The organism is Cronobacter universalis NCTC 9529 (assembly GCF_001277175.1).
GTDB classification, from domain to species: domain Bacteria; phylum Pseudomonadota; class Gammaproteobacteria; order Enterobacterales; family Enterobacteriaceae; genus Cronobacter; species Cronobacter universalis.
Genome location: NZ_CP012257.1, coordinates 2,675,399 through 2,694,645, shown reverse-complemented (window position 1 = coordinate 2,694,645; position 19,247 = coordinate 2,675,399). Strand labels below are relative to the sequence as shown.

The window sequence follows — 19,247 nt, the reverse complement described above, 5'->3', positions numbered from 1 at the left end:
TTTACCGCAAGATAAAGGCAGTGTAGAGGACGTCAGTCACTACCTGCTTCGGTTGTCCTGACACCAGCGGCGCGGAGAGCGTCTGTTTGATAGCCTCCACCAGCTTCTGTTTGCCTTCGTCCGTCGCCAGTTGCGAGGCGTCCTGACGAGAGAAGAGCAGCAGCAGACGGCTGCGCACTTCCGGCAGATAGTCGCTCAGACGCTGGCGGGTCGCCTCGTCCTTCAGACGCAGCGTAATGCCGACGTACAGCACGCGGTCGGCATCACCCAGATTCACGGTGAAAGTGTCCAGTGCGAAAAAGACCGGCGCCGGCGGCGGTTCTGGCGCCGCTTTAGCCGCGGTGGTGCCATGCTGCTGCATACGCCAGTAGCTGTAACCTGCCGTCGCACAGGCAGCGAGAGTTATAATGACCAGTAACGGGATCCAGATGGAGCGTTTACGGCCTTTACCTTTGGTGATTGCGCTGTCAGTCATCAGACTCGGGTTTCCTGTATCAGTACTGCGATAGAGTGATTATCCCGTCTCTGCGCGCAGTCAAAGCCTGGAAAAAACGGGAATAATCACGTTACCTCTGGCGTTAGGCAAAGATATCGACCGCGCCGTTGCCGCGAGCGGCTGCCTGAAGGCTTGCCGGAGCCGCAATCGCTTCTTCTTCGCCGTTCAGGCTAAAACCGCCGCCGGAACGGGATGAGGCAGACTGTTGCGGGTTGTTTTGCTGCTGCTGGCCGCTAAAGTTTTCGCTGCTGATGCTGCTCTGGCCCAGCTGAATGCCGCTTTCCGCGAGCTGCGCGCGCAGCGTCGGGAGGGCAGCTTCCAGCGCCGCGCGCACATGACTGTGCGGAGACACCATCTGCACCTGCGCCATATTGTCGTCAATCTTCAGGCTGATCTGTACCGCGCCCAGCTCTTCCGGGTGCAGTCGCAGCTCGGCGCTCTGCTGGCCGTTGCGGGTAAACAGCGTAATGTGCTGGCTCACCGAGTTCTGCCAGTCCGGGGTGCCGAGCGGCGCGGCGATCTGCGGGGTCGGCATCGCCATTACCGGCGCGTTGTTCTGGGCGCCTTGCGTGGTGGTGGAGGCCAGCGCATGCAGGTTCAGGTTATGCGGCACCTGCGTGCTGCTCACATCAGCGGCGGTTTTATCCAGCGTCGACACCGGCGCGACGACATCGGCGGCGGCCTGGCCGGTCACCGGCGCAGTGGCGGCGGCGGCCGTCAGCGGGGTGGCGGCGTCATCGCTTTTCGCGCTGGTTTTGGCATCGCTTTTGGCGTTGCTGAGCGTCTGCGTCAGGCTGGCGGCCGGACTAAAACCGCTGGCGCTCAGTGCGGCAACGCCCTGAGCCTGGGTCTGCATTGTTGCGCCAGCCGCCGCGTTCGGCTGCTGGGTCGGCGGCAGCATCGCGAAGAGGGCGCTTAACGCGGCCATATCTTCGTCGCTGAGCTTTTTATCGTCGTCAAGGCCTGCGGTTTTCAGCGCGGGCTTCGCGGCGTCAGCCGTCGCCGCCTGCGCGTCGCCTGCGGCAAGCGTCAGGTCGGCCGGAGTAATTTCGCCGTTGGTCAGTTGATCCAGCAGACGCGCGAGATCGTTCTGCACGCCTGGCTGGCCTGCCGTGGCGTCGGCCAGCGTTTTCCCCGCCAGCGTCTCTTTACCGGCGCCCTGCAACTGCGCGAGCGACAGCGTTTTACCGTCGGCAAGCGGCAACCCGCCTGCGAAATGCTGGCCTAACAGCGCCAGAAAATCCTGCGCCGCGTCGCCGCCTTTCGCGTCAAGGCCTTTCAGCCCGGCGCCCGCGCCGATGGCATCGACGTCGCTGGTCAGCACAACATTGGGCAACGTAATCATTCGCCTTTCCTCATTGATGCCCGCTGGGCAAATTCATCCATTCTTTTTTGATCGAGCCGGTTTTCCGCCAGCAGCGCCGCGCTGGCCTGCCGGTCCTGGAGTGTCTGCCAGGCCTGAAGACGCTGCTTTTTCTCTTTCCAGAACGAGAGCGCCTGATCGACTTTGTTATTCCACTGCGACAGCTGGAGGCGATGCTGTTCAATCGCTTTTTCCAGCGTCTGGATAAACTGCTGGTAATTGACCCAGCGGTTACTGGCAATCCCCTGCGTCATGGTCTGATTCAGGTTATTGCGATATTCCTGCTGATAGTTCATCAGCATCGAGAGTTGTTCTTCCGCCTGCTGACAGCCGCGACGCATTTCGCCAAGCCGCAACGCGGCATCGTCGACTTCTTTCTCAGCCATATCTTTAAGCGTGTTCAGCGCGCCATTCTGTTTCATGGCTACCTCCCTCATACCTCATCATACTGACGGGAAGATAAGCTCCAGTGCCTGCAACGCATCTTCTACACCGGAACGTTCGTAAATACCCTGCTGCAGAAACGCTTCCAGTTGCGGCCACAGCGTAATGGCGCGATCCAGCATCGGATCGCTGCCTTTGGCATAAGCCCCGACGCTCACCAGATCGCGGTTGCGCTGGAAGCTTGAGAGCAGCTGTTTGAAGGTCCGTACGCGCGCGTAATGCTCTTCGCTGATGATGGCCGTCATCACGCGGCTGATGGACGCTTCGATATCAATCGCCGGATAGTGACCGGCTTCCGCGAGGCGGCGCGACAGCACAATGTGGCCGTCGAGAATGGCGCGGGCGGAGTCGGCGATCGGGTCCTGCTGGTCGTCGCCTTCGGTCAGTACGGTATAAAACGCGGTAATCGACCCGCCGCCGGTGATGCCGTTGCCGGCGCGTTCCACCAGCGCAGGCAGTTTGGCGAAGACAGAAGGCGGATAGCCTTTGGTCGCCGGCGGCTCGCCGATGGCCAGCGCGATTTCACGCTGCGCCATCGCGTAACGGGTCAGCGAATCCATGATCAGCAGGACGTGCTGACCGCGGTCGCGGAAATCTTCTGCGATGCGGGTGGCGTACGCGGCGCCCTGCATACGTAATAAAGGAGAAACATCCGCCGGGGCGGCGATCACCACCGAGCGCGCGCGCCCTTCGGCGCCAAGGATGTTCTCGATAAAGTCTTTAACTTCACGGCCACGCTCGCCGATAAGGCCCACGACGATGACATCCGCCTGGGTGTAGCGCGCCATCATGCCGAGCAGCACCGATTTACCGACGCCGGAGCCCGCGAACAGGCCCATACGCTGGCCGCGACCGACGGTGAGCAGGGCGTTGATCGGGCGCACGCCCACATCCAGCACATCTTCAATCGCGGTACGTTGCAGCGGGTTAAACGGCGGCGTGACCAGCGCCCCGGTGGTTTCGGTGTCAGGGGAGGGCAGACCGTCGAGCGGTTTGCCCGCGCCGTCCAGCACGCGGCCGAGCAGTTGCGGGCCGAGCGGCAGCTGTTTGCTGCTCTGTAACCCTTCGCCCAGACCCGCGCGGGCATAGACGCGCGCGCCCGGCAGAATGCCTTCGACTTCTTCGAGCGGCATCAAAAACAGTTTCTGGCCGTTAAAGCCGACCACTTCGCTTTCCACTTCCTGAAGCTGCGCGCCTTCCTGACGTTCGATAATGCAGGTCGCGCCGAGCGGCAGTTGCAGCCCGGTCGCCTCCAGCACCAGACCGGTGGCGCGGGTCAGGCGGCCATAGCGGCGCACCGACGGCAGTTGCGCCATTTTGGCCTCGAAATTATCGAGCGTATTGAGCCAGCGAGTCAGACGGGCGGTCATTACACGACTCCTGGTGCGGCCAGGCGGCACAGTTCCTGCCAGCGCGTCGCCACGCTCGCATCCAGATCGCCTTCATCGGCGGAGACTTTGCAGCCGCCCGGATGCAGCGTCGGGTCGCCGCGCAGGCGCCAGCCGTGCAGGCTTAAGGTCGCGCCGAGCATCTCTTCGATACGCTGTAAATCGTCCGGGTGCACACGCAGCTGCGGTTTGCCGCTGAACAGCGGCTCCTGCTGCAGCAGCGTCTGGATTTGCTTGATCAGGTGGTTGTTATCCACCTGAACGTGGCCGATCACCTGGCGCGCGGCTTCCAGCGCCATCTGCATCAGGCGCGAGGCGATCACGCTGTCGAGCGCGTCCAGGGTGTACTGGAATTCGCTGACCAGCTGCTGCATACGCGCGTGAATCGGCCCCTGCTGGGCGCGCGCTTCGGCGAGCCCCTGTTCAAATCCTTTGGAATGGCCTTCCTGGCGGCCCTGCTCGAAGCCCTGCTGACGCCCTTCGGCGAGCCCGGCGTTATAGCCTTGCTCATGCGCCTGGGTTTGCATCATCACCAGCGCCTGCTGCTGTTGCTGCAGGCGTAACTGCTCTTCGTCGACTTCTTCGCTTTCGCCGCTGACCGTCTCCTCGAATGCCATAAATTCCGGCATTACAGGCGGGGCGAGGTCATCGGGCATCCAGCGCTGCCAGGGAAGCTTATTAGACATAGGTATCCTCGCCGCTGCCAATTACCATCTCGCCGGTTTCCGCCAGACGACGGACGATGAGCAGGATAGCTTTCTGTTCGTTTTCCACCTGAGACAGACGCACCGGACCGCGGTTGGCCAGGTCGTCGCGCAGGATATCGGCCGCACGCTGCGACATGTTGCGCAGGAATTTCTCGCGCAGCGGCTGCTCGGCGCCTTTGAGGGCGATAAGCAGAGATTCGGACTCCACTTCCTGCAGCAGGCGCTGAATGGAGCGGTCGTCGACTTCCACCAGGTTTTCGAACAGGAACATTTCGTCGATGATTTTCTGCGCCAGATCGCCGTCGAACTCGCGAACCGCCGTAATAACGGCTTCTTCCTGCTGGGTTTTCATCAGGTTGATAATTTCCGCCGCCGTTCTCACGCCGCCCATTTTGCTGCGCTTGAGGTTCTGGCCGTCGAGCAGGTTGTTCAGCACTTCGGTCAGTTCCGCCAGCGCCGCCGGCTGGACGCCGCCGAAGGTGGCGATACGCAGCATCACGTCGTGACGCAGACGCTCGTCGAACAGCGCCAGGATATCCGCCGCCTGAGCGCGTTTGAGGTGCACAAGAATGGTGGCGATGATCTGCGGGTGTTCGTCGCGAATAAGGTCGGCGGCGCTCTGCGGCTCCATAAAGTTGAGCGTTTCCATACCCGAAGTGGTCTCTTTGGAATCGAGAATATCTTCGAGCAGGCTGGAGGCGCGTTCTTCGCCCAGCGCTTTGACCAGCACCGAACGCAGGTAGTCGTTGGTGTTGATGCTCAGCGCCGCGAACTGTTCCGCTTCCTGTTCAAACTCCGCCAGCACGTCCGTGAGCTGTTTGTTAGAGATCTGACGCACGCTCGCCATCGCGGCGCTGAGGTGCTGCACCTCGCGAGGCGAGAGGTGCTTGAACACCTCCGCCGCGCGGTCTTCGCCGATGGTCATCAGCAGAATGGCGCTTTTATCGGTACCGGACAGCCCATTCGGATTAGCGTTGGAATTAGCGTTACTCATAGCTCGTTACTCATCCACTGGCGGATGACCAGCGCGACCACGCGCGGATCGTTATCTGACATTTCGCGGATACGCTGGCTCATCACTTCCGCGCTCAGGCGCTGGTTAGCGCGGCGCTGCTGCGTCTGTTCGTCTTTGCTCAGGCGAACTTCCACGGACTCTTCGACTTCTTTACGCTGCTGTTGCACTTCCTGGACGCGCTTAACTTCTTCAGCGCGGCGCTGCAGCTGCGGACGGACCGCTTTACGCCACAGCAGCCAGGCGACAATCAGCACCACCAGCCAGCGGCCTGCGGACAGGAGCTGATCGATGAAGGCTTGCTGCTGCCAGAACGGCAGTTCGCCACCGGCTTCATCGCTCGCGGTAAACTGCGAGTTAACCACGTTCAGGGTATCGCCGCGCTTGTCGGAGTAGCCCATCGCTTCGCGGGTCAGGTCTTCAATCTGTTTCAGCTGATCGGCGGTCAGCGCGAGCGGCTTGCCGTTGCCGAGCTGACGGTAGTTCACGACCACCGCCACGGAGAGACGCTGCACGTCGCCCACGTTCATTTTGGTGTGGCGAATGGTGCGATCCACTTCGTAGTTCGTGGTTTCGTCACGCTGGCTGCTGTGCGGGCCGGTGCTGGCGCCAGCGGTGGTCGTGCTCTGCGTACGCTGGCCGTTCTGACCATTGGCATTCTGACCGTTGGCGTTCTGGGCGTTGTTCTGCCCGGCAGGCGCGTCAATTGGTGCGCTGTTCGCCGGCGCAGGCTGGTTAGAGAGCGCGCCCGGTACGCCGCCCGGATTGGCGCCGCCCACCTGGTCGTTGGTGTTCAGCTGACGAGAGCGGACGGCCATCTGCGACGGGTCGCTGTTCGGACGGTACTGCTCTTCGGTCTGTTCTTTATTAGAGAAATCGATCTGCGCGGTAACCTGGGCATGCACGTTGCCGGTGCCGACGATAGGCGCGAGGATAGATTCGATACGGCGCTGGATGCGGCCTTCAACGTCGGACGCGTATTTCAGCTGCGCGTCGTTAAGATCGCGGGCGCCCGTGCCGGACTGGGTCAGCAGGTGACCTGCCTGATCCACCAGCGTGACGTTGCCCGGCGGCAGGCCCGCGACCGCGCTGGACACCATATGCACGACGGCGGCGACCTGGCCGTCATCGAGCGTGCGGCCCGGCTGCAGGCTCAGGGTGACCGACGCGGAAGGCGATTTCTGCTCGCGAACGAATAAGGAAGGTTTCGGCATGGCGAGGTGAACGCGCGCCGTCTTCACCGGACCTAAGGTCTCGATGGTGCGCGCCAGTTCGCCTTCCAGCGCGCGCTGGTAGTTAACCTGCTCGCTGAACTGGCTGATGCCGAATTTTTCCTGATCCATCAGCTCAAAGCCTACGGCGCCGCCTTTCGGCAGCCCCTGCTGGGCGAGACGCAGACGCAGATCGTACACCTTCTCGGCAGGCACCATGATAGAGGCGCCGTTGTCCGCGAAGTTGTAAGGAATATTCATCTGAGTCAGTTGGGTGACGATAGCGCCGCCGTCCTGATCGCTCAGATTGCTGTAAAGCACGCGGTACTCCGGCTGTTTTGCCCAGAGCACCAGAGCCACAATGATAGCAACCGCGGCGGCCCCGGCCACCATTAAGGGGATCTTCGGGTTTGCGCGTAAGCGGTTGAGCCACTCTACGGGTTTATTTTGTGGCGTTTGAGTTGAAGCTGCGGCAGTCATTGCGCCCCTCTTGACTCAGCGTTGACAGAATAATGCGTGTTATGAAGCAAAACGGACTCCCGGGTCGGCAAGCACGACTAAAGTTCCACTTGGATGGCGAGGGTCATTATTGGCTTTCGCGCGATTTTCTATGGGTCAAATAGGTTGGTTTTTTATCGTTATTTAGAGCCTTTATCCCATTGACAAAGTGTTACTCTGCACCCCGTTGAAAAATCATCCAGGGGTAAAAGATGGCTATTCAGGGTATTGAAGGGGTACTCCAGCAGATGCAGGCCACCATGCAGGTGGCGCGCAATAATGCTGTTGAGACTCCGCCCTCCGTGAGTTTCGCCGGAGAGTTACAGGCCGCGCTTGGACGTATCAGCGATACGCAAAACGCCGCCCGCACTCAGGCGGAAAAATTCGCAATCGGCACGCCGGGCGTGGCGCTGAACGATGTGATGGTGGACATGCAAAAATCCTCCATCTCGCTGCAGATGGGCATCCAGGTGCGCAACAAGCTGGTCGCGGCGTACCAGGATATTATGAATATGCAGGTGTAGTGACCCGCTAAACGCGTTGATAGAAATCTATCAGACACGCTTTAATGAGCAGGTGGCGATGAACTGACGGAGAATCTCTGTCCGTTCATGGCTGCCTGCTTTTTTTGTTTTATGGGCCAGGGGCTGCAAGCGGGTTGGCGGTGTGGGCGAATCTTACTGGCAGGGGGTTGAAGTGTACGGGATGCGGCAGCGGGGCATCCTGTTGCCGAGTGATATGCGCGTCGGGTTGACTCAGAAACCTGTTACCCTCAAAAATTCTTTTGCATTAGTGCAACGGCCCCATGTCTGGCTGTTTTCAATAACGCTATTCCTGCATACGGATTCCCCCCTTAAAGTGAAATCAGACAGCAGGCGCGCAAGCAGGCATATTTCCTCGATTATCTTATTTAAGACCGAATTACGGGAATAAAGGTACGTTATTCACCGTGTTACAATCTGGTATTTGTTGGCGAAATGGGTTGAGGCAAATTATTCATTCTAAAATTGATGGGTTAATTATATATTCATGGTGGTTTTTATATCTGCCGAGTCCTTTGTGGAGTGAATATTTCGGCTTTATTGTTTTTTAATGCATAAATTTATAATTATGAAAAGTGCTGGTATTTTGTATTCCAGTAATTTAAAGTTTTTGATGCTTTCGTGCTTATATAGTGCATTTTTATAAAGGTATTTCATGGAGGATATGAAATGGAAGTCATGCGCCTTAACTTATCGTCAAGACTTGACGTTGTAATCAGAAAAGCCGCAGTACTGCTGCCTGCTGATGTGGGGCAACACCTTCTTGCTGTAATCACGACAGAAGCTCTGGCAACGATGGCTGGAATTGTGGTTATCTGGGCAGGCGCGCATTTCTTCGGTATTGGTGAAATTGCTGATGTTATTCTTTTAATGGTGGGGTGGGTTGCGCTAGGTGGTGTAGCGGTGGAGGCTGGAAAAAAATTGTATGATTTTGCTCTAAAGACAAACAATGCTCACAATGAAGCCGAGCTTGATGAGGCGGCACAAGATCTGGCAGATGCTATAGCGTTGATCGGTGTAAATACCGTTCTGGCTATTTTACTAAAGAAAAAACCAGCTGATACCTTTAAAACCCCTCATAAAGGTACGATTATGCCACGTTATGGCAAGACGGTTTCGGCACGTATGCATCTGCCAGTGAATCCTGACGGAGGCTGGCGGTATCGTCCGAAAACCAGATTTACTGACAGGCTGCCGGCAGGATTGGGTAGTACTTCTCCGGGTGGAGACATAACCATTGGGAGAATGTATGACAGAACACAAAAGTCCTCAAAAGAAGCTGCTCACCATGTTCTGGAGGCAATATATCATGAACGGGTTCATCAGTTCATTGCTGCGAAATTCTTTTTCCTCCGTGAGTTCAGGACATTTATGCGCCACAGCGCTTATACGAAGTCTTACTTGCTGAGATATCTCGAAGAAGCATTAGCGGAAACGATAGCAAAACTTCGCGCTAATGGCGTGTCTTCAAGATATATTATAGAAAGTCTTAAGTTCCCTTTAACCAATCATTATCAAATTACTTATGCCGCATTATGGCATGAGACATCTGGTATACTTCTGGGTCCGGTGGTTGTCGGAGGGGTCATGTATAATGTTTACTATGGTATGCAAAAATGATCACAGAAAAAGAGGCAATAAGAATAGCCAGAGATAACGCGGTTAAATTAATAGAAAACGGATGGGATGAAAAATTTTGTCAGGCCAGGGTTATTGTTATGGACGGAGGGACATATTGGGAAGTTAGCACCAATGTTGCTCCTTCCTCAGGCCTGGATTGGGAAGGCGCGTTTTTCTCCTCTCCGATCAACTATTATGTCGATGCTAATGGCGGCGCATTTAAAGGCTACAGAACACACAGGGATGATAAGATTTGCTACCCGACAGGAAAACATAAGGGATAATTTATTGAGAGGATCCTGCATTATCCGGGAAAAACTCAGTACATTTCAGATTACCTGGAATTCGCGGCTTCTGGCGCTCGCCACGGCGCGTATACTCTCTCTTTCAATTTCATCCAGGATACCCCACATGAGCCATCCCTCCTCACAGACCGTCGCGCATTTTTACCGTCAGCATGGCCTGCAATGGGATGAGATAAGACAGGCGCGATTTGTTGAGCAGCCGTGGCTTGATGCCGTGCTGGAAGGGGTCGAGGCGGGCGGGCATGTGCTTGATATCGGCTGCGGATCGGGGAGCCCGATTGGCGCGTACATCGACAGCAAAGGGTTTAATATCACCGGCGTTGACGTAACGCCTGCGCTGATTGCGCTTTGTCGGGAGCGACTGCCGCGCCAGCGCTGGTTAACCGGCGATATGCGAACGCTGTCGCTTAACGCGCGTTTTGATGCGCTGATAGCCTGGGACAGTTTTTTTCATCTTACCCGTGAGGATCAGCGCGCCATGTTTGCTGTTTTTCAGCAGCACGCGAAGCCGGGCGCAAAATTACTTTTCAACAGCGGGCCGGAAAATGGCGAAGCAGTGGGGGAGTTTTTAGGTGAGCCTTTATATCACGCGAGTTTGTCGCCGCAAGAATATACGCACTTGCTGAACGCGCACGGGTTTGACGTTCTCACGTTTCGCCCGAATGACGCGGCAAGCGGGGGGCGCACCGTCTGGCTGGCGGTGGCGCGCTGAGCTTATTGACGCCGCGGCCCGTCGCGACGGGCCATATTATCTGGCGTTACAGCCAGCCCATATAATCGGCGCCCCAGACCACGGCGGCCACTACCACTAAAATAATCGTTGTCTTGCGCATGTTACCCGTTCTCTGATTAAGTTCTTCCTTAACATCATGCCTGTAATACCACGGATTATCTAATAACAGCGTCACACGATCGGGTTATCAACGGGAGTGAGCAGATCCGGGCTCTGGTTTCTGATATTCCCTACCGCGCGATCCACCGGGTGCCAGATAAATGCGTCCGGGCCGAGAGCGCCGTCGTGCGCGAGCGTTTCGGCGCGCTTGTCTGAGGTCTCCGGGCTCAGCCAGGCGAGCGCGGCTTCTGCCGTTAGCGCCACCGGGCGGCGGTCGTGGATGTCGATAAGCCCTTTGTCCGCCGCCGCGGTGACAATCACAAACCCTTCGCGATCGTCGCCATCCTCAAACGGCGCTTTGCCGATGGCGGCGAAAAACAGCGGCTGACCATCGGCGCGGTGAATGAAATAAGGCTGCTTTTTATCGCCATCGCGTTTCCACTCATACCACCCGTCGGCAAAGACGATAGCGCGCCCGTGCTGCCACAGCGGCTTAAACATCCGGCTGGTGGCGGCGGTTTCCACTCGCGCATTAATCAGCGGCGTTTTATGCCACCACGGCGGCGCATAGCCCCAGTGGACCGGGTCGAGATGCAATATGTCGTCGCGCTGGTTCAGCAGCAGCACGCTGGTGCCGGGCGCGACGTTAAAGCGCGCCAGCGGCTCCGGGTCGAAAGCGATGTCGCGCTCCGTCGTTTCATCAAGCGCCGCAAGGTATTCTTCACGGCTTAAGGTCTGGGCAAATCTGCCGCACATAGCAGGCTCCGGTTAACAGGCTTTTACCGAAGTATAGGGCAGGAACCGCGCGCCCTCCCGGTGGGAGGGCGCTGAGGGTTATTTCTGGATGAGATAACGGATAGTCGGGCCATCCTGCTGGATATCCAGCACCGTATAGCCGTGGTTGCGGGCATCCAGCGGAATGTTGTTGATCGACTGCGGGCAGTCGCTGATCACTTCCAGGATCTCGCCTTTTTTCAGCTGCGGCAGCGCTTCGAGCGTAGCGACAGCCGGGTAAGGGCAGGGCTCGCCGGACATATCCAGGCGATAATCAGGGGTAATGGCGTTCATGCGCCCTCCTTAATGGCGGCAACGGTGGCGGCGGGTTTTTGACGGCGGAAAAAGCGTTTCTCCTGGGCGATGACCAGCATCAGCGCGGCGAACAGCAACAGATACGTCACCAGCAGGCCGCCGAGCGGGCCGAACGTATTCAGCAGGTTGATTTTGTCCCAACTGGTGGCAAGCGACGGCGCAAGGTCGTCCCAGAAATACGCCAGCACGGTGGAGCCAATCACGTTGCCAAGCCCCACCCACCAGTAGTGCACCTGGCCTTCCACGGCGCGATACATCCAGCCGGTTTCACAGCCGCCCGCCAGCACAATACCGAAGCCGAATAAGAGGCCGCCGAGCACCGCATTCGGGCCGGCCCACATGATTTTCGGCGTAGCGCCCAGTTGCACATAGCTGAAGATGCCGATGGCGCTCGCCGCCATGCCGAAAATAATCGCTTTGGCCATATGGGTGCGGCCGGTTATCCACATATCGCGAAACGCGGAGGTAAAGCAGATCTGCGCGCGTTCGATAAGCAGGCCGAAACCGACGCCGAACAGCATCGCCAGACCCAGCTTCGGCGCGTTCATGGCGGTGAGGAGCGCCCAGCCGATCATGCCTGCGAACACGAGCATCCCGATGCGAAAACGGCGCTTCGCTTGGTCCGGCTTTTGCGTCAGCGGCGCGGCGGCGCTCACTTTCTGCATTTTCACCGGAATACGAAACAGCGGCAGCAGGGTAAAACGTGCGCCGAACCACGAGCCGATAGCCGTCGCCAGCGCGAAAAACCAGGCGTGCAGCGAGAATTGCGGAATGCCGGTAAAGAACGCCGCCAGGTTGCAGCCCATCGCCAGACGCGCGCCGAAGCCCGCGATAATGCCGCCCGCGACCGCCTGAATAATGCGGATGCGGTGCTGCGGCATACGGAGCTTCACATTGTTGGCCCACAGCGCCGCCGCGAAGCAGCCGCCAAACATCCCGATGATCATCATCCCGTCGATGCGGGTCAGCGGGGTGCCTTCGAGATGAATCAGCTTGTAGTAGCCCCAGGTTTCGGCGTGAACGCCGAAGAGCTGTAAAAGCTGTCCGCCCCAGCGGGTGAATTCGCCGGTGACGGCCCAGAAGGTGCCGGTTATCCCGAAATAGTAAGTGGAGAGGATGCCTGCGGCGATTACGGCGGGCAGGGGGGCCCAGAAACGAATGAGGTATTGCTGTTTAAAGTCGTGCCATGACATGAATTTTAGCCTCTGAACTCAGACGGAACTAAAAGGCGCCGCGAGGGCGCCAAAAGAAGCCCGCATATTACGCCGCTCGCGCCTTTCGCACAGCAAAAAATCGGCAAAAGTGAATCTGGATCAATTCCCGCGCCGCCGCGTTGGGGTGGAAGCGTTAACGCTTTAATGCCACAATCTTTTTTTCTTCACGGGCAGGACAAACGATGAAAAAAATCGCACTGGGATTGATGATGCTGGGGCTGAGCGGATGCGTTCAGGTGGAGAATTATAACGACGTGGTGAAAACGCCGCCGCCGGCGGGGATTGCGGGGTACTGGCAGTCGAAAGGGCCGCAGAGCGAGCTGGTGAGCCCGGAGGCGATCGCAAGCCTGGTGGTGACGGCTGACGGCGATACGCTTGACTGCCGTCAGTGGCAGCGGGTGATTGCGCTGCCCGGCAAGCTGATGCGGCGCGGCGATGCGCTCTATAACGTGACTAATAAGCTTGAGGTTTATGAGCTTTCGCGCGAGGGCGACACGCTGGAGTACGCCGGGATGACGCTTGAGCGCGTCAACCGTCCGACCACCGAGTGCGCGGATTTCCTCGCCAAAAATCCGCTGGAGACGCCGCTGCCGTAACCGTGCGTTGGCAGTGAAAGTGAGCCTGGCGCGTATCTGCGTGCCGGGCTTTTTTATTGGCGCCTGACGGCGGGTGCGCTTACGCTTACCCGCCTTGAGGGCCGGAGTGTGTTTTGTAGGGTGGGTAAGCGTAAGCGCACCCACCGTTTTTTCGCCCGCCCATAAAGCGGACGCCAGAGTGGATGGTTTTGCTCCGGCTAAAAAAAATCGGCCCCTGAGGGCCGATTTCCGCCGGGAGCCGGGATTGCAAAGGGGGCGGCGGCGAGCCCCCTTTGCACGTTCGCGTGAGAAAAGCGTCCCTATAAAGGTGAGGTTCAGGCGAACGGAACATATTCTCCCGCCCTGTATATATCCTTTTATCCTGCACTCTGTATAAAGGTGAGAGTTAAAATCTGGCGGCGGGTGCGCTTACGCTTACCCGCCCTACGGCAGGGTGGCGTCTGGATTTATGAATGGCGGGTGCGCTTACGCTTACCCGCCCTACGGTAGGGTTGGATCTGGATTTATGAATGGCGGGTGCGCTTACGCTTACCCGCCCTACGGTAGGGTGGGGTCTGGATTTATGAATGGCGGGTGCGCTTATGCTTACCCGTCCTACGGGCCGGAGTGTCTTTTGTAGGGTGGGTAAGCGAAGCGCACCCACCATTCGGCCAAACACCCGCTTCACACATCATTCTGAAATAGTGATATTCCCGGACGGGAGAAAAGCGCAGGGCCGCGGTTTTAACGCCGCGGCCCTGAATGACAGGAAACTATTGATTCAGATCGTTTGGCATCAACACGTTGCCGGAAAGATTACCGTAGGCCGTCACCAGCGATTTCTGATTGCCGTTCTGCTCTATCAGAACGCGCAGATCTTCCATGCGCGCCTGCAGTTTAACTTTCAGCTCGGCTTCGTTGGCCAGCACCTTCGTCAGCAGCTCGCGCGCCTTCTCATGAAACACGCTGTTGTCCGGTTCGATCGGGTTACGGGCAATCGCCTCGACGAGGGTAACGTATTTTACTTCCTGTTCAATCAGCTCATCCCACTGTCCTGAATTCGCCAGGCTGAGCATGGTATTACTAAGCGCATAAAGCGCCTGCCAGTTGTTTAGGGATGAGATGAAATCATTCATCAGAACGTTTCCTGCGCGAGAGTGGTGCCGGGACCAATCTGCTTCCAGGCGTCAGCGATATTGGTCATCAGGGTTTCGACTTCAGTGATGGCATCAACATCGTTACGCAGGTTCGCGTGCAGTAAACGTCGCACCATATATTCATAAAGCGAGGCCAGGTTTTGGGGTAAATCACCGCCAATATCCATATTCAGGCCGGCCTTAAGTCCGTTATCAATAATGTTGATGGCTTTGGTCAGCGCCTGACCTTTCGCCTGCGTGTCGCCCTGCTCGATAAACAGGCGCGCACGGACAAGGGCACTGAGTGCCCCGTCAAACAACATTACGACCAGCTGGTGTGGACTTGCGCTCATTACCGCACTTTCCAGGCCCACCTGCTGGTAGGCCTGAACACCAGAGCTATTGTACATATCCGTTCCTTAACTGCTTGAAGAGGAGAACTGTTTGGTCAGGTACGTTGAAGTACTGTTCAGTTTATTCACCAGGGAGTCCAGGTTGCTAAACTGCGACTTATAACGCGCCATGGTGGCCTCAATAGAAGCTTCCATCGCGGTATAGCGCTTATCCAGCGATTTCAGCGTGTCGTTAATACTGTCTTTCGCGTTCTGAATCACACCTTCTTTGCCGGTCGTGGTGCTCAGCATAGAGGTCAGGGTGTTATTCATCTGCGTAGCCATACCGGTCGCTTTACCGTCACCCACGAAGTACGCCTGAACGGCGTCCGGGTTTTCTGTCAGCGCTTTCGTCAGTTTCGCATCGTCAACTTTCAGTACGCCGGCGGCGCCATCGGCGGCCAGAACCGGGTCCTGCGTAATGCCGAGCTGCGCCATAATAGCGATGCTGCCGCTCTGCACTTTAGTCAGCGTGCTGCGCAGCTGAGACTGGATAGAGCGCACGTTGCTGTCGCCAATCAGCGCGCCGTTGCTGGAAGACTGGCTGTCGCCCTTATCGACTTTAACGTATTTGGTCACAGACGCGATGGTGGACTGCAGCGAGTTGTACGCGGTAACCCAATCGGTCACGGCCTTTTTGTTGGCGTCGGTCGCGCGGGTCACAGACAGCGTTTCGTTAGCGGTACTCTGCGCTTTCAGCGTCAGGGTGGTGCCCGGCAGCGCGTCAGAAATAACGTTAGTGGAACGCTCGATCTCGATATCGTTCACCACCACTTTGGCGTTCTGCGAGGCCGTCTGGATGGAGAGCGCGCCGGTTTTGGTGCTGGAGTCGAAGCCGATAATGCCCTGCAGGGTATCGTCGCCGGTGACCGTGACGGTCATGTCATTGGTGGTGCCGGTGGTTTTGGAGGTCAGCATCAGGCGGAAATCGCCGTCAGACGCTTTAATCACGCTCGCAGAGACATTACCGCCCGCTTTGTTGATAGCTTTCGCAATGCCGTTCAGCGAGGTATCGCCATCAGCCAGAGAAACGGTCAGCGGTTTTGCGGTGCCCGGCTGGCTGATGGTGACGGTACGCGTGGTGCCCGTCGTGGCGCCCAGCTGCGTGGTGCTGCTGGCGATAGAGCCGGAGGTCAGCACCTGGGCTTTCGCCATCTGTTTCACGTTAACGGTGTAGTCACCGGTCATCGCATCACTGGTGGTGGTCGCCGCAAACGCGGTGTTGGTGCTGCTGACGGACGTCGAGTTCCAGGTCGCGGTTTTACCGAGCGCGGCCGTCGCCGTTTGCAGGCTCTGCAGCGAGCTTTGCAGCTTGCTGTACGCGCTCAGCTGCGTGTTATAAGCACTCTGCTGTGTAGTGATAACCGTCAGTTTGGTTTGTTCTGCCGCTTCCAGCTTGTCATACAGATCGGCAAGCCCAAGATTCGAGCCTACCCCGAGATTACTGATTGTAGCCATGCGTGATTTCCTTGAAGTCGATGGTCGTTTCAGTCTCTTATCGGCGACGCAAAGCAAAAGTTTACTCTCAGCGGCAAAAAAATAATCCCTGGAATAGATGATACAGACGCAGGCTATTGAGCCGATAGCGCCCCTTAAGCGAAATCTTCCCCTTCTTTATATGCCTGCAAAAAAGTCTGCAAAAAAGATTAATGGCGCATGAATAAAAGGGAAAACGCAGCCAGAATTTATTTATACAATACATAAGAAAAATCTTAGTTCCGAGACTTATAAAAAGACATTAAATAAAATAAATCCTTAATAAACAAGGGCATGTAAATTTTTTGAGTTTGTTTCTAAAGTCTTTTTAAGAAGCGTCGATAACCTTGTTGACGGTGAGAGACGCCGTGAGTGTTAGGCACCGAACCTAAACCCAATTTTTGAAGGAATTAAATTATGTCAGTTATCAATACTAACCTTTTGTCCCTGACCACTCAGACCAACCTGAACAAATCTCAGTCTGCTCTGGGCACTGCTATCGAGCGTCTGTCCTCTGGTCTGCGTATCAACAGCGCGAAAGACGACGCTGCTGGCCAGGCGATTGCTAACAGTATGACCTCTCAGGTTAAAGGTATGACCCAGGCTGCTCGTAACGCTAACGACGGCATCTCCCTGGTTCAGACCGCTGAAGGTAACCTGAACGAAATCAACACCAACTTACAGCGTATCCGTGAGCTGGCTGTTCAGGCTGCGAACGACACCAACGGTTCTACCGACCTGACTTCCATCAACACGGAAATCACTCAGCGTCTGTCTGAAATCGACCGTATCGCTGGTGGCGCTAACTTCAACGGCAAAAAACTGCTGGACGGTTCTGTAAGCACCGCTCTGAAAATTCAGGTTGGCGCTGGTACTTCTTCTAACGATACCATCTCCATCGACAGCAACGCCCTGATCAACGCGACTTCTGGTACTCTGGACGCTAGCCTGAGCACCTCTATCGCAGACAACTCCACCGCTCAGGCTGTGATTTCTGCTGCTGATGCTGCTATCGCTAAGATCGATACCGCTCGTTCTAACATGGGTGCGATTCAGAACCGTTTTGAATCTACCATCAACAACCTGTCTGCGGCACAGTCCCGTATCCAGGACGCTGACTACGCGACCGAAGTTTCTAACATGTCTCGCGCTCAGATCCTGCAACAGGCTGGTACTTCTGTACTGTCTCAGGCAAACCAGGTTCCGCAGTCCATGCTGTCCCTGCTGCGTTAATAGACGCTCAAGCTTTCAAAAAGGTTGCTGGAAACAGCAACCTTTTTTTTTGCCTCTCCGTTATCGGCCCTCTCCTTAAATGCAATCTCCAAAATAAGCCGCTATTCGCAGGGTTTTTCCCTCCATTATGCCCGCGCGCCCGATGTTACCCTTTCAGGAAAGCTTCCTCTTTGCGTGCCGCGAAGGGTGATCACCTCCAGGTTGCGACAGATATGGCCGGGTTGACTGGCAAAACGCCGTCGCGCGTTGCAATTAATGATGAGTTAAAACCGATGAATCAGTTTGCCCAGTGTCGTGCAATGCATCAGTACTACCGTGATATCTTCACCCGCAATATTTATCTCCCTGAAGCGGATGTGATGCCGTCCCACCTGGTGGCGGAAGTGCTGCACTTCTGGAGCACCGATTACGCGACGATGGCGCCTGCCATTATGGCGGCGCCAACCCCACCCGATCTTGATGAAGAAAAAGCGCTGGCGATTAAACATCTGCTGTGCGCCGCGACGCTTGCCAACCAGGCTTTCGACAGTAAAAAACAGGGCCATCAGATTGCCGCCGTGGAGGGTTTCCGCGAGCAGGTGACGGCGCATGTCGTCGAAGCGCTTCAGCGTGACGATTCGGTCAATTTTGTGGTGGTCGCCATTCAGCTGCTGTTTCGCGTGGGCGAAATCGACGGCGCGGTCTTTTTAATCTCCAACCACCTGTCAAACCTCAGCAACAGCGCGCCGGTTCTGAAAATCCTGCTGCTTATCTGCCTGATGGAAGAAGATTACAACCAGGCGCAGGTGGTGATTCAGGCGCTCACCAGTGATTCTTCCTTAATAGAGGAAGAGTCGCTGGTGCTGCTGATGATTGTCTGCGGCATTTATAAGCTCGGCGGCTGCCCGGATTCCTTTATCGATTTTCGCCCGCTGACCGAACCGCTGCCGCTGCCGGATTACAGCCGTTATACCTGGCACATCCCGAAAGCGGCGACCGGTAATACCACCGTGCTGGTCTCCTGCGATCCGAAATATTTCTTCGACCACGCCCAGGCGCTGCTGGCCTCGGTCTATGAGACGAACGGTACGGCGCTGGATGTGCATCTGCACATCTATAACTGTGACGCGCGCTGCGAAGCCCGCGTGCGCGAGCTTCAGGCGGCGTTTCCTGGCCTGAACCTGTCTCTCAGTAGTGAAGTTATCGCGCCGGTGCGCGGCATTAACGTGCATTTCGCCTCGCGCCGCTTTGTCTTCCTGCGTTACGCGCTGGAGCAGTTCGACGCGCCGGTGATGCTGCTCGACGCCGACTGCCTGGTGCGCAAACCCTGGGCCGATGTGCATACGCGTCTTGACGACGCCGATCTTATCCTCACCTGCAGCGACGGCGCGCCGCTCTGGGAGCGCGTGCTGGGCGGCTTTATCTATGCCCGGCCGACAGAGACGAATTTCCGCTATCTGGATATCGTGGCCCGCTTTATCGACCGCAATCTGGCGGCGGAAAACAATGAGTGGTTCCTCGATCAGGTGGCGCTCTCCTTTGCGCTCGACACGCTGCCTGCGGTGGAGCAGATGCAGATCCGCCGCGAAGAGGCCGCGCGTCTTATCAGTATTAACCACACGGCGGAGGCCTTCAGCTGGGTAGTGACCACTTCCAAAGAGGGGGCGGGCACCTATAACGATTACAAAACCAGCCTGATGGCGAAATACCTCGCCGCGTAAGCTCTGGACTTTAT

General features: G+C 56.9%; 20 protein-coding genes. 7 read left to right on the top strand and 13 right to left on the bottom strand.

Features of this window, described 5'->3' with window-relative positions; genetic code table 11:
- Position 1 precedes the first annotated feature (1 nt).
- The 7 genes from fliL to fliF all read right to left on the bottom strand — a co-directional run bounded on the left by fliL (position 2) and on the right by fliF (position 7,101).
- Entirely contained in the window at positions 2 to 475 is a 474-nt protein-coding gene (gene fliL / locus AFK65_RS12470) for a flagellar basal body-associated protein FliL (protein WP_038856832.1), read from the bottom strand.
- 103 nt (positions 476 to 578) lie between these two features.
- Positions 579 to 1,841 (bottom strand): flagellar hook length control protein FliK, encoded by a 1,263-nt coding sequence (gene fliK, locus AFK65_RS12465; protein WP_038856836.1) that lies wholly within the window; start codon positions 1,839 to 1,841, stop codon positions 579 to 581.
- Positions 1,838 to 2,281 (bottom strand): flagellar export protein FliJ, encoded by a 444-nt coding sequence (gene fliJ / locus AFK65_RS12460; RefSeq protein ID WP_007699260.1) that lies wholly within the window; start codon positions 2,279 to 2,281, stop codon positions 1,838 to 1,840. Before fliJ ends, fliK begins: the two co-directional genes overlap by 4 nt.
- Positions 2,282 to 2,302: 21 nt before the next feature.
- Entirely contained in the window at positions 2,303 to 3,673 is a 1,371-nt protein-coding gene (fliI, locus tag AFK65_RS12455) for a flagellar protein export ATPase FliI (RefSeq protein ID WP_038856839.1), read from the bottom strand.
- On the bottom strand, positions 3,673 to 4,377 hold the full coding sequence (gene fliH, locus AFK65_RS12450; protein ID WP_007699257.1) for a flagellar assembly protein FliH: 705 nt from the start codon (positions 4,375 to 4,377) through the stop codon (positions 3,673 to 3,675). The genes fliI and fliH overlap by 1 nt, the downstream gene beginning before the upstream one ends.
- Complete coding sequence (fliG, locus tag AFK65_RS12445) at positions 4,370 to 5,392, bottom strand: flagellar motor switch protein FliG (protein WP_038856841.1); 1,023 nt, start codon at positions 5,390 to 5,392, stop codon at positions 4,370 to 4,372. The genes fliH and fliG overlap by 8 nt, the downstream gene beginning before the upstream one ends.
- Positions 5,389 to 7,101 carry a flagellar basal-body MS-ring/collar protein FliF gene (gene fliF, locus AFK65_RS12440; RefSeq protein WP_038856843.1) on the bottom strand — a complete coding sequence of 571 codons (1,713 nt, stop codon included), beginning with the start codon at positions 7,099 to 7,101 and terminating at the stop codon, positions 5,389 to 5,391. Before fliF ends, fliG begins: the two co-directional genes overlap by 4 nt.
- A gap of 230 nt (positions 7,102 to 7,331) precedes the next feature.
- Between fliF and fliE the strand changes: the two genes are divergently transcribed.
- The 4 genes from fliE (at position 7,332) to AFK65_RS12420 (ending at position 10,298) form a co-directional block, all read left to right on the top strand.
- Complete coding sequence (fliE, locus tag AFK65_RS12435) at positions 7,332 to 7,643, top strand: flagellar hook-basal body complex protein FliE (protein WP_007699247.1); 312 nt, start codon at positions 7,332 to 7,334, stop codon at positions 7,641 to 7,643.
- A 687-nt stretch (positions 7,644 to 8,330) separates the two neighbouring features.
- A complete protein-coding gene (locus tag AFK65_RS12430; RefSeq protein WP_007699245.1) occupies positions 8,331 to 9,281 on the top strand; it encodes a hypothetical protein in 951 nt (316 codons plus the stop codon).
- Positions 9,278 to 9,565 (top strand): hypothetical protein, encoded by a 288-nt coding sequence (locus AFK65_RS12425; RefSeq protein WP_032804726.1) that lies wholly within the window; start codon positions 9,278 to 9,280, stop codon positions 9,563 to 9,565. Before AFK65_RS12430 ends, AFK65_RS12425 begins: the two co-directional genes overlap by 4 nt.
- Before the next feature lie 127 nt (positions 9,566 to 9,692).
- Positions 9,693 to 10,298 (top strand): class I SAM-dependent methyltransferase, encoded by a 606-nt coding sequence (locus AFK65_RS12420; RefSeq protein WP_007699243.1) that lies wholly within the window; start codon positions 9,693 to 9,695, stop codon positions 10,296 to 10,298.
- A gap of 192 nt (positions 10,299 to 10,490) precedes the next feature.
- On the opposite strand, the gene AFK65_RS12415 is transcribed toward AFK65_RS12420, so the two are convergent.
- From AFK65_RS12415 to yedE, 3 genes are all read right to left on the bottom strand, one after another.
- A complete protein-coding gene (locus AFK65_RS12415) occupies positions 10,491 to 11,174 on the bottom strand; it encodes an SOS response-associated peptidase (RefSeq protein WP_007699241.1) in 684 nt (227 codons plus the stop codon).
- A 78-nt stretch (positions 11,175 to 11,252) separates the two neighbouring features.
- Positions 11,253 to 11,486, bottom strand: coding sequence for a sulfurtransferase-like selenium metabolism protein YedF (gene yedF / locus AFK65_RS12410; RefSeq protein WP_004386794.1), 234 nt, complete (start codon positions 11,484 to 11,486; stop codon positions 11,253 to 11,255).
- Complete coding sequence (gene yedE / locus AFK65_RS12405) at positions 11,483 to 12,700, bottom strand: selenium metabolism membrane protein YedE/FdhT (protein ID WP_038856844.1); 1,218 nt, start codon at positions 12,698 to 12,700, stop codon at positions 11,483 to 11,485. Before yedE ends, yedF begins: the two co-directional genes overlap by 4 nt.
- 203 nt (positions 12,701 to 12,903) lie before the next feature.
- Here yedE and yedD point away from each other — a divergent pair, with 203 nt between their 5' ends.
- Complete coding sequence (gene yedD / locus AFK65_RS12400; RefSeq protein WP_007699232.1) at positions 12,904 to 13,317, top strand: lipoprotein YedD; 414 nt, start codon at positions 12,904 to 12,906, stop codon at positions 13,315 to 13,317.
- 752 nt (positions 13,318 to 14,069) lie between these two features.
- Here the strand turns inward: yedD and fliT are convergent.
- From fliT to fliD, 3 genes are read right to left on the bottom strand one after another with little or no spacing between them, the layout of a single operon-like run.
- Positions 14,070 to 14,432, bottom strand: coding sequence for a flagella biosynthesis regulatory protein FliT (gene fliT, locus AFK65_RS12395; protein WP_007699229.1), 363 nt, complete (start codon positions 14,430 to 14,432; stop codon positions 14,070 to 14,072).
- On the bottom strand, positions 14,432 to 14,842 hold the full coding sequence (gene fliS / locus AFK65_RS12390) for a flagellar export chaperone FliS (protein WP_038856846.1): 411 nt from the start codon (positions 14,840 to 14,842) through the stop codon (positions 14,432 to 14,434). The genes fliT and fliS overlap by 1 nt, the downstream gene beginning before the upstream one ends.
- Before the next feature lie 9 nt (positions 14,843 to 14,851).
- A complete protein-coding gene (gene fliD, locus AFK65_RS12385) occupies positions 14,852 to 16,282 on the bottom strand; it encodes a flagellar filament capping protein FliD (protein ID WP_007699220.1) in 1,431 nt (476 codons plus the stop codon).
- A gap of 435 nt (positions 16,283 to 16,717) precedes the next feature.
- Here fliD and AFK65_RS12380 point away from each other — a divergent pair, with 435 nt between their 5' ends.
- Together AFK65_RS12380 and AFK65_RS12375 are read left to right on the top strand one after the other, a co-directional pair.
- A complete protein-coding gene (locus tag AFK65_RS12380) occupies positions 16,718 to 17,533 on the top strand; it encodes a flagellin N-terminal helical domain-containing protein (protein ID WP_053531645.1) in 816 nt (271 codons plus the stop codon).
- 212 nt (positions 17,534 to 17,745) lie between these two features.
- Complete coding sequence (locus AFK65_RS12375; RefSeq protein ID WP_038856847.1) at positions 17,746 to 19,233, top strand: hypothetical protein; 1,488 nt, start codon at positions 17,746 to 17,748, stop codon at positions 19,231 to 19,233.
- Positions 19,234 to 19,247 lie beyond the last annotated feature (14 nt).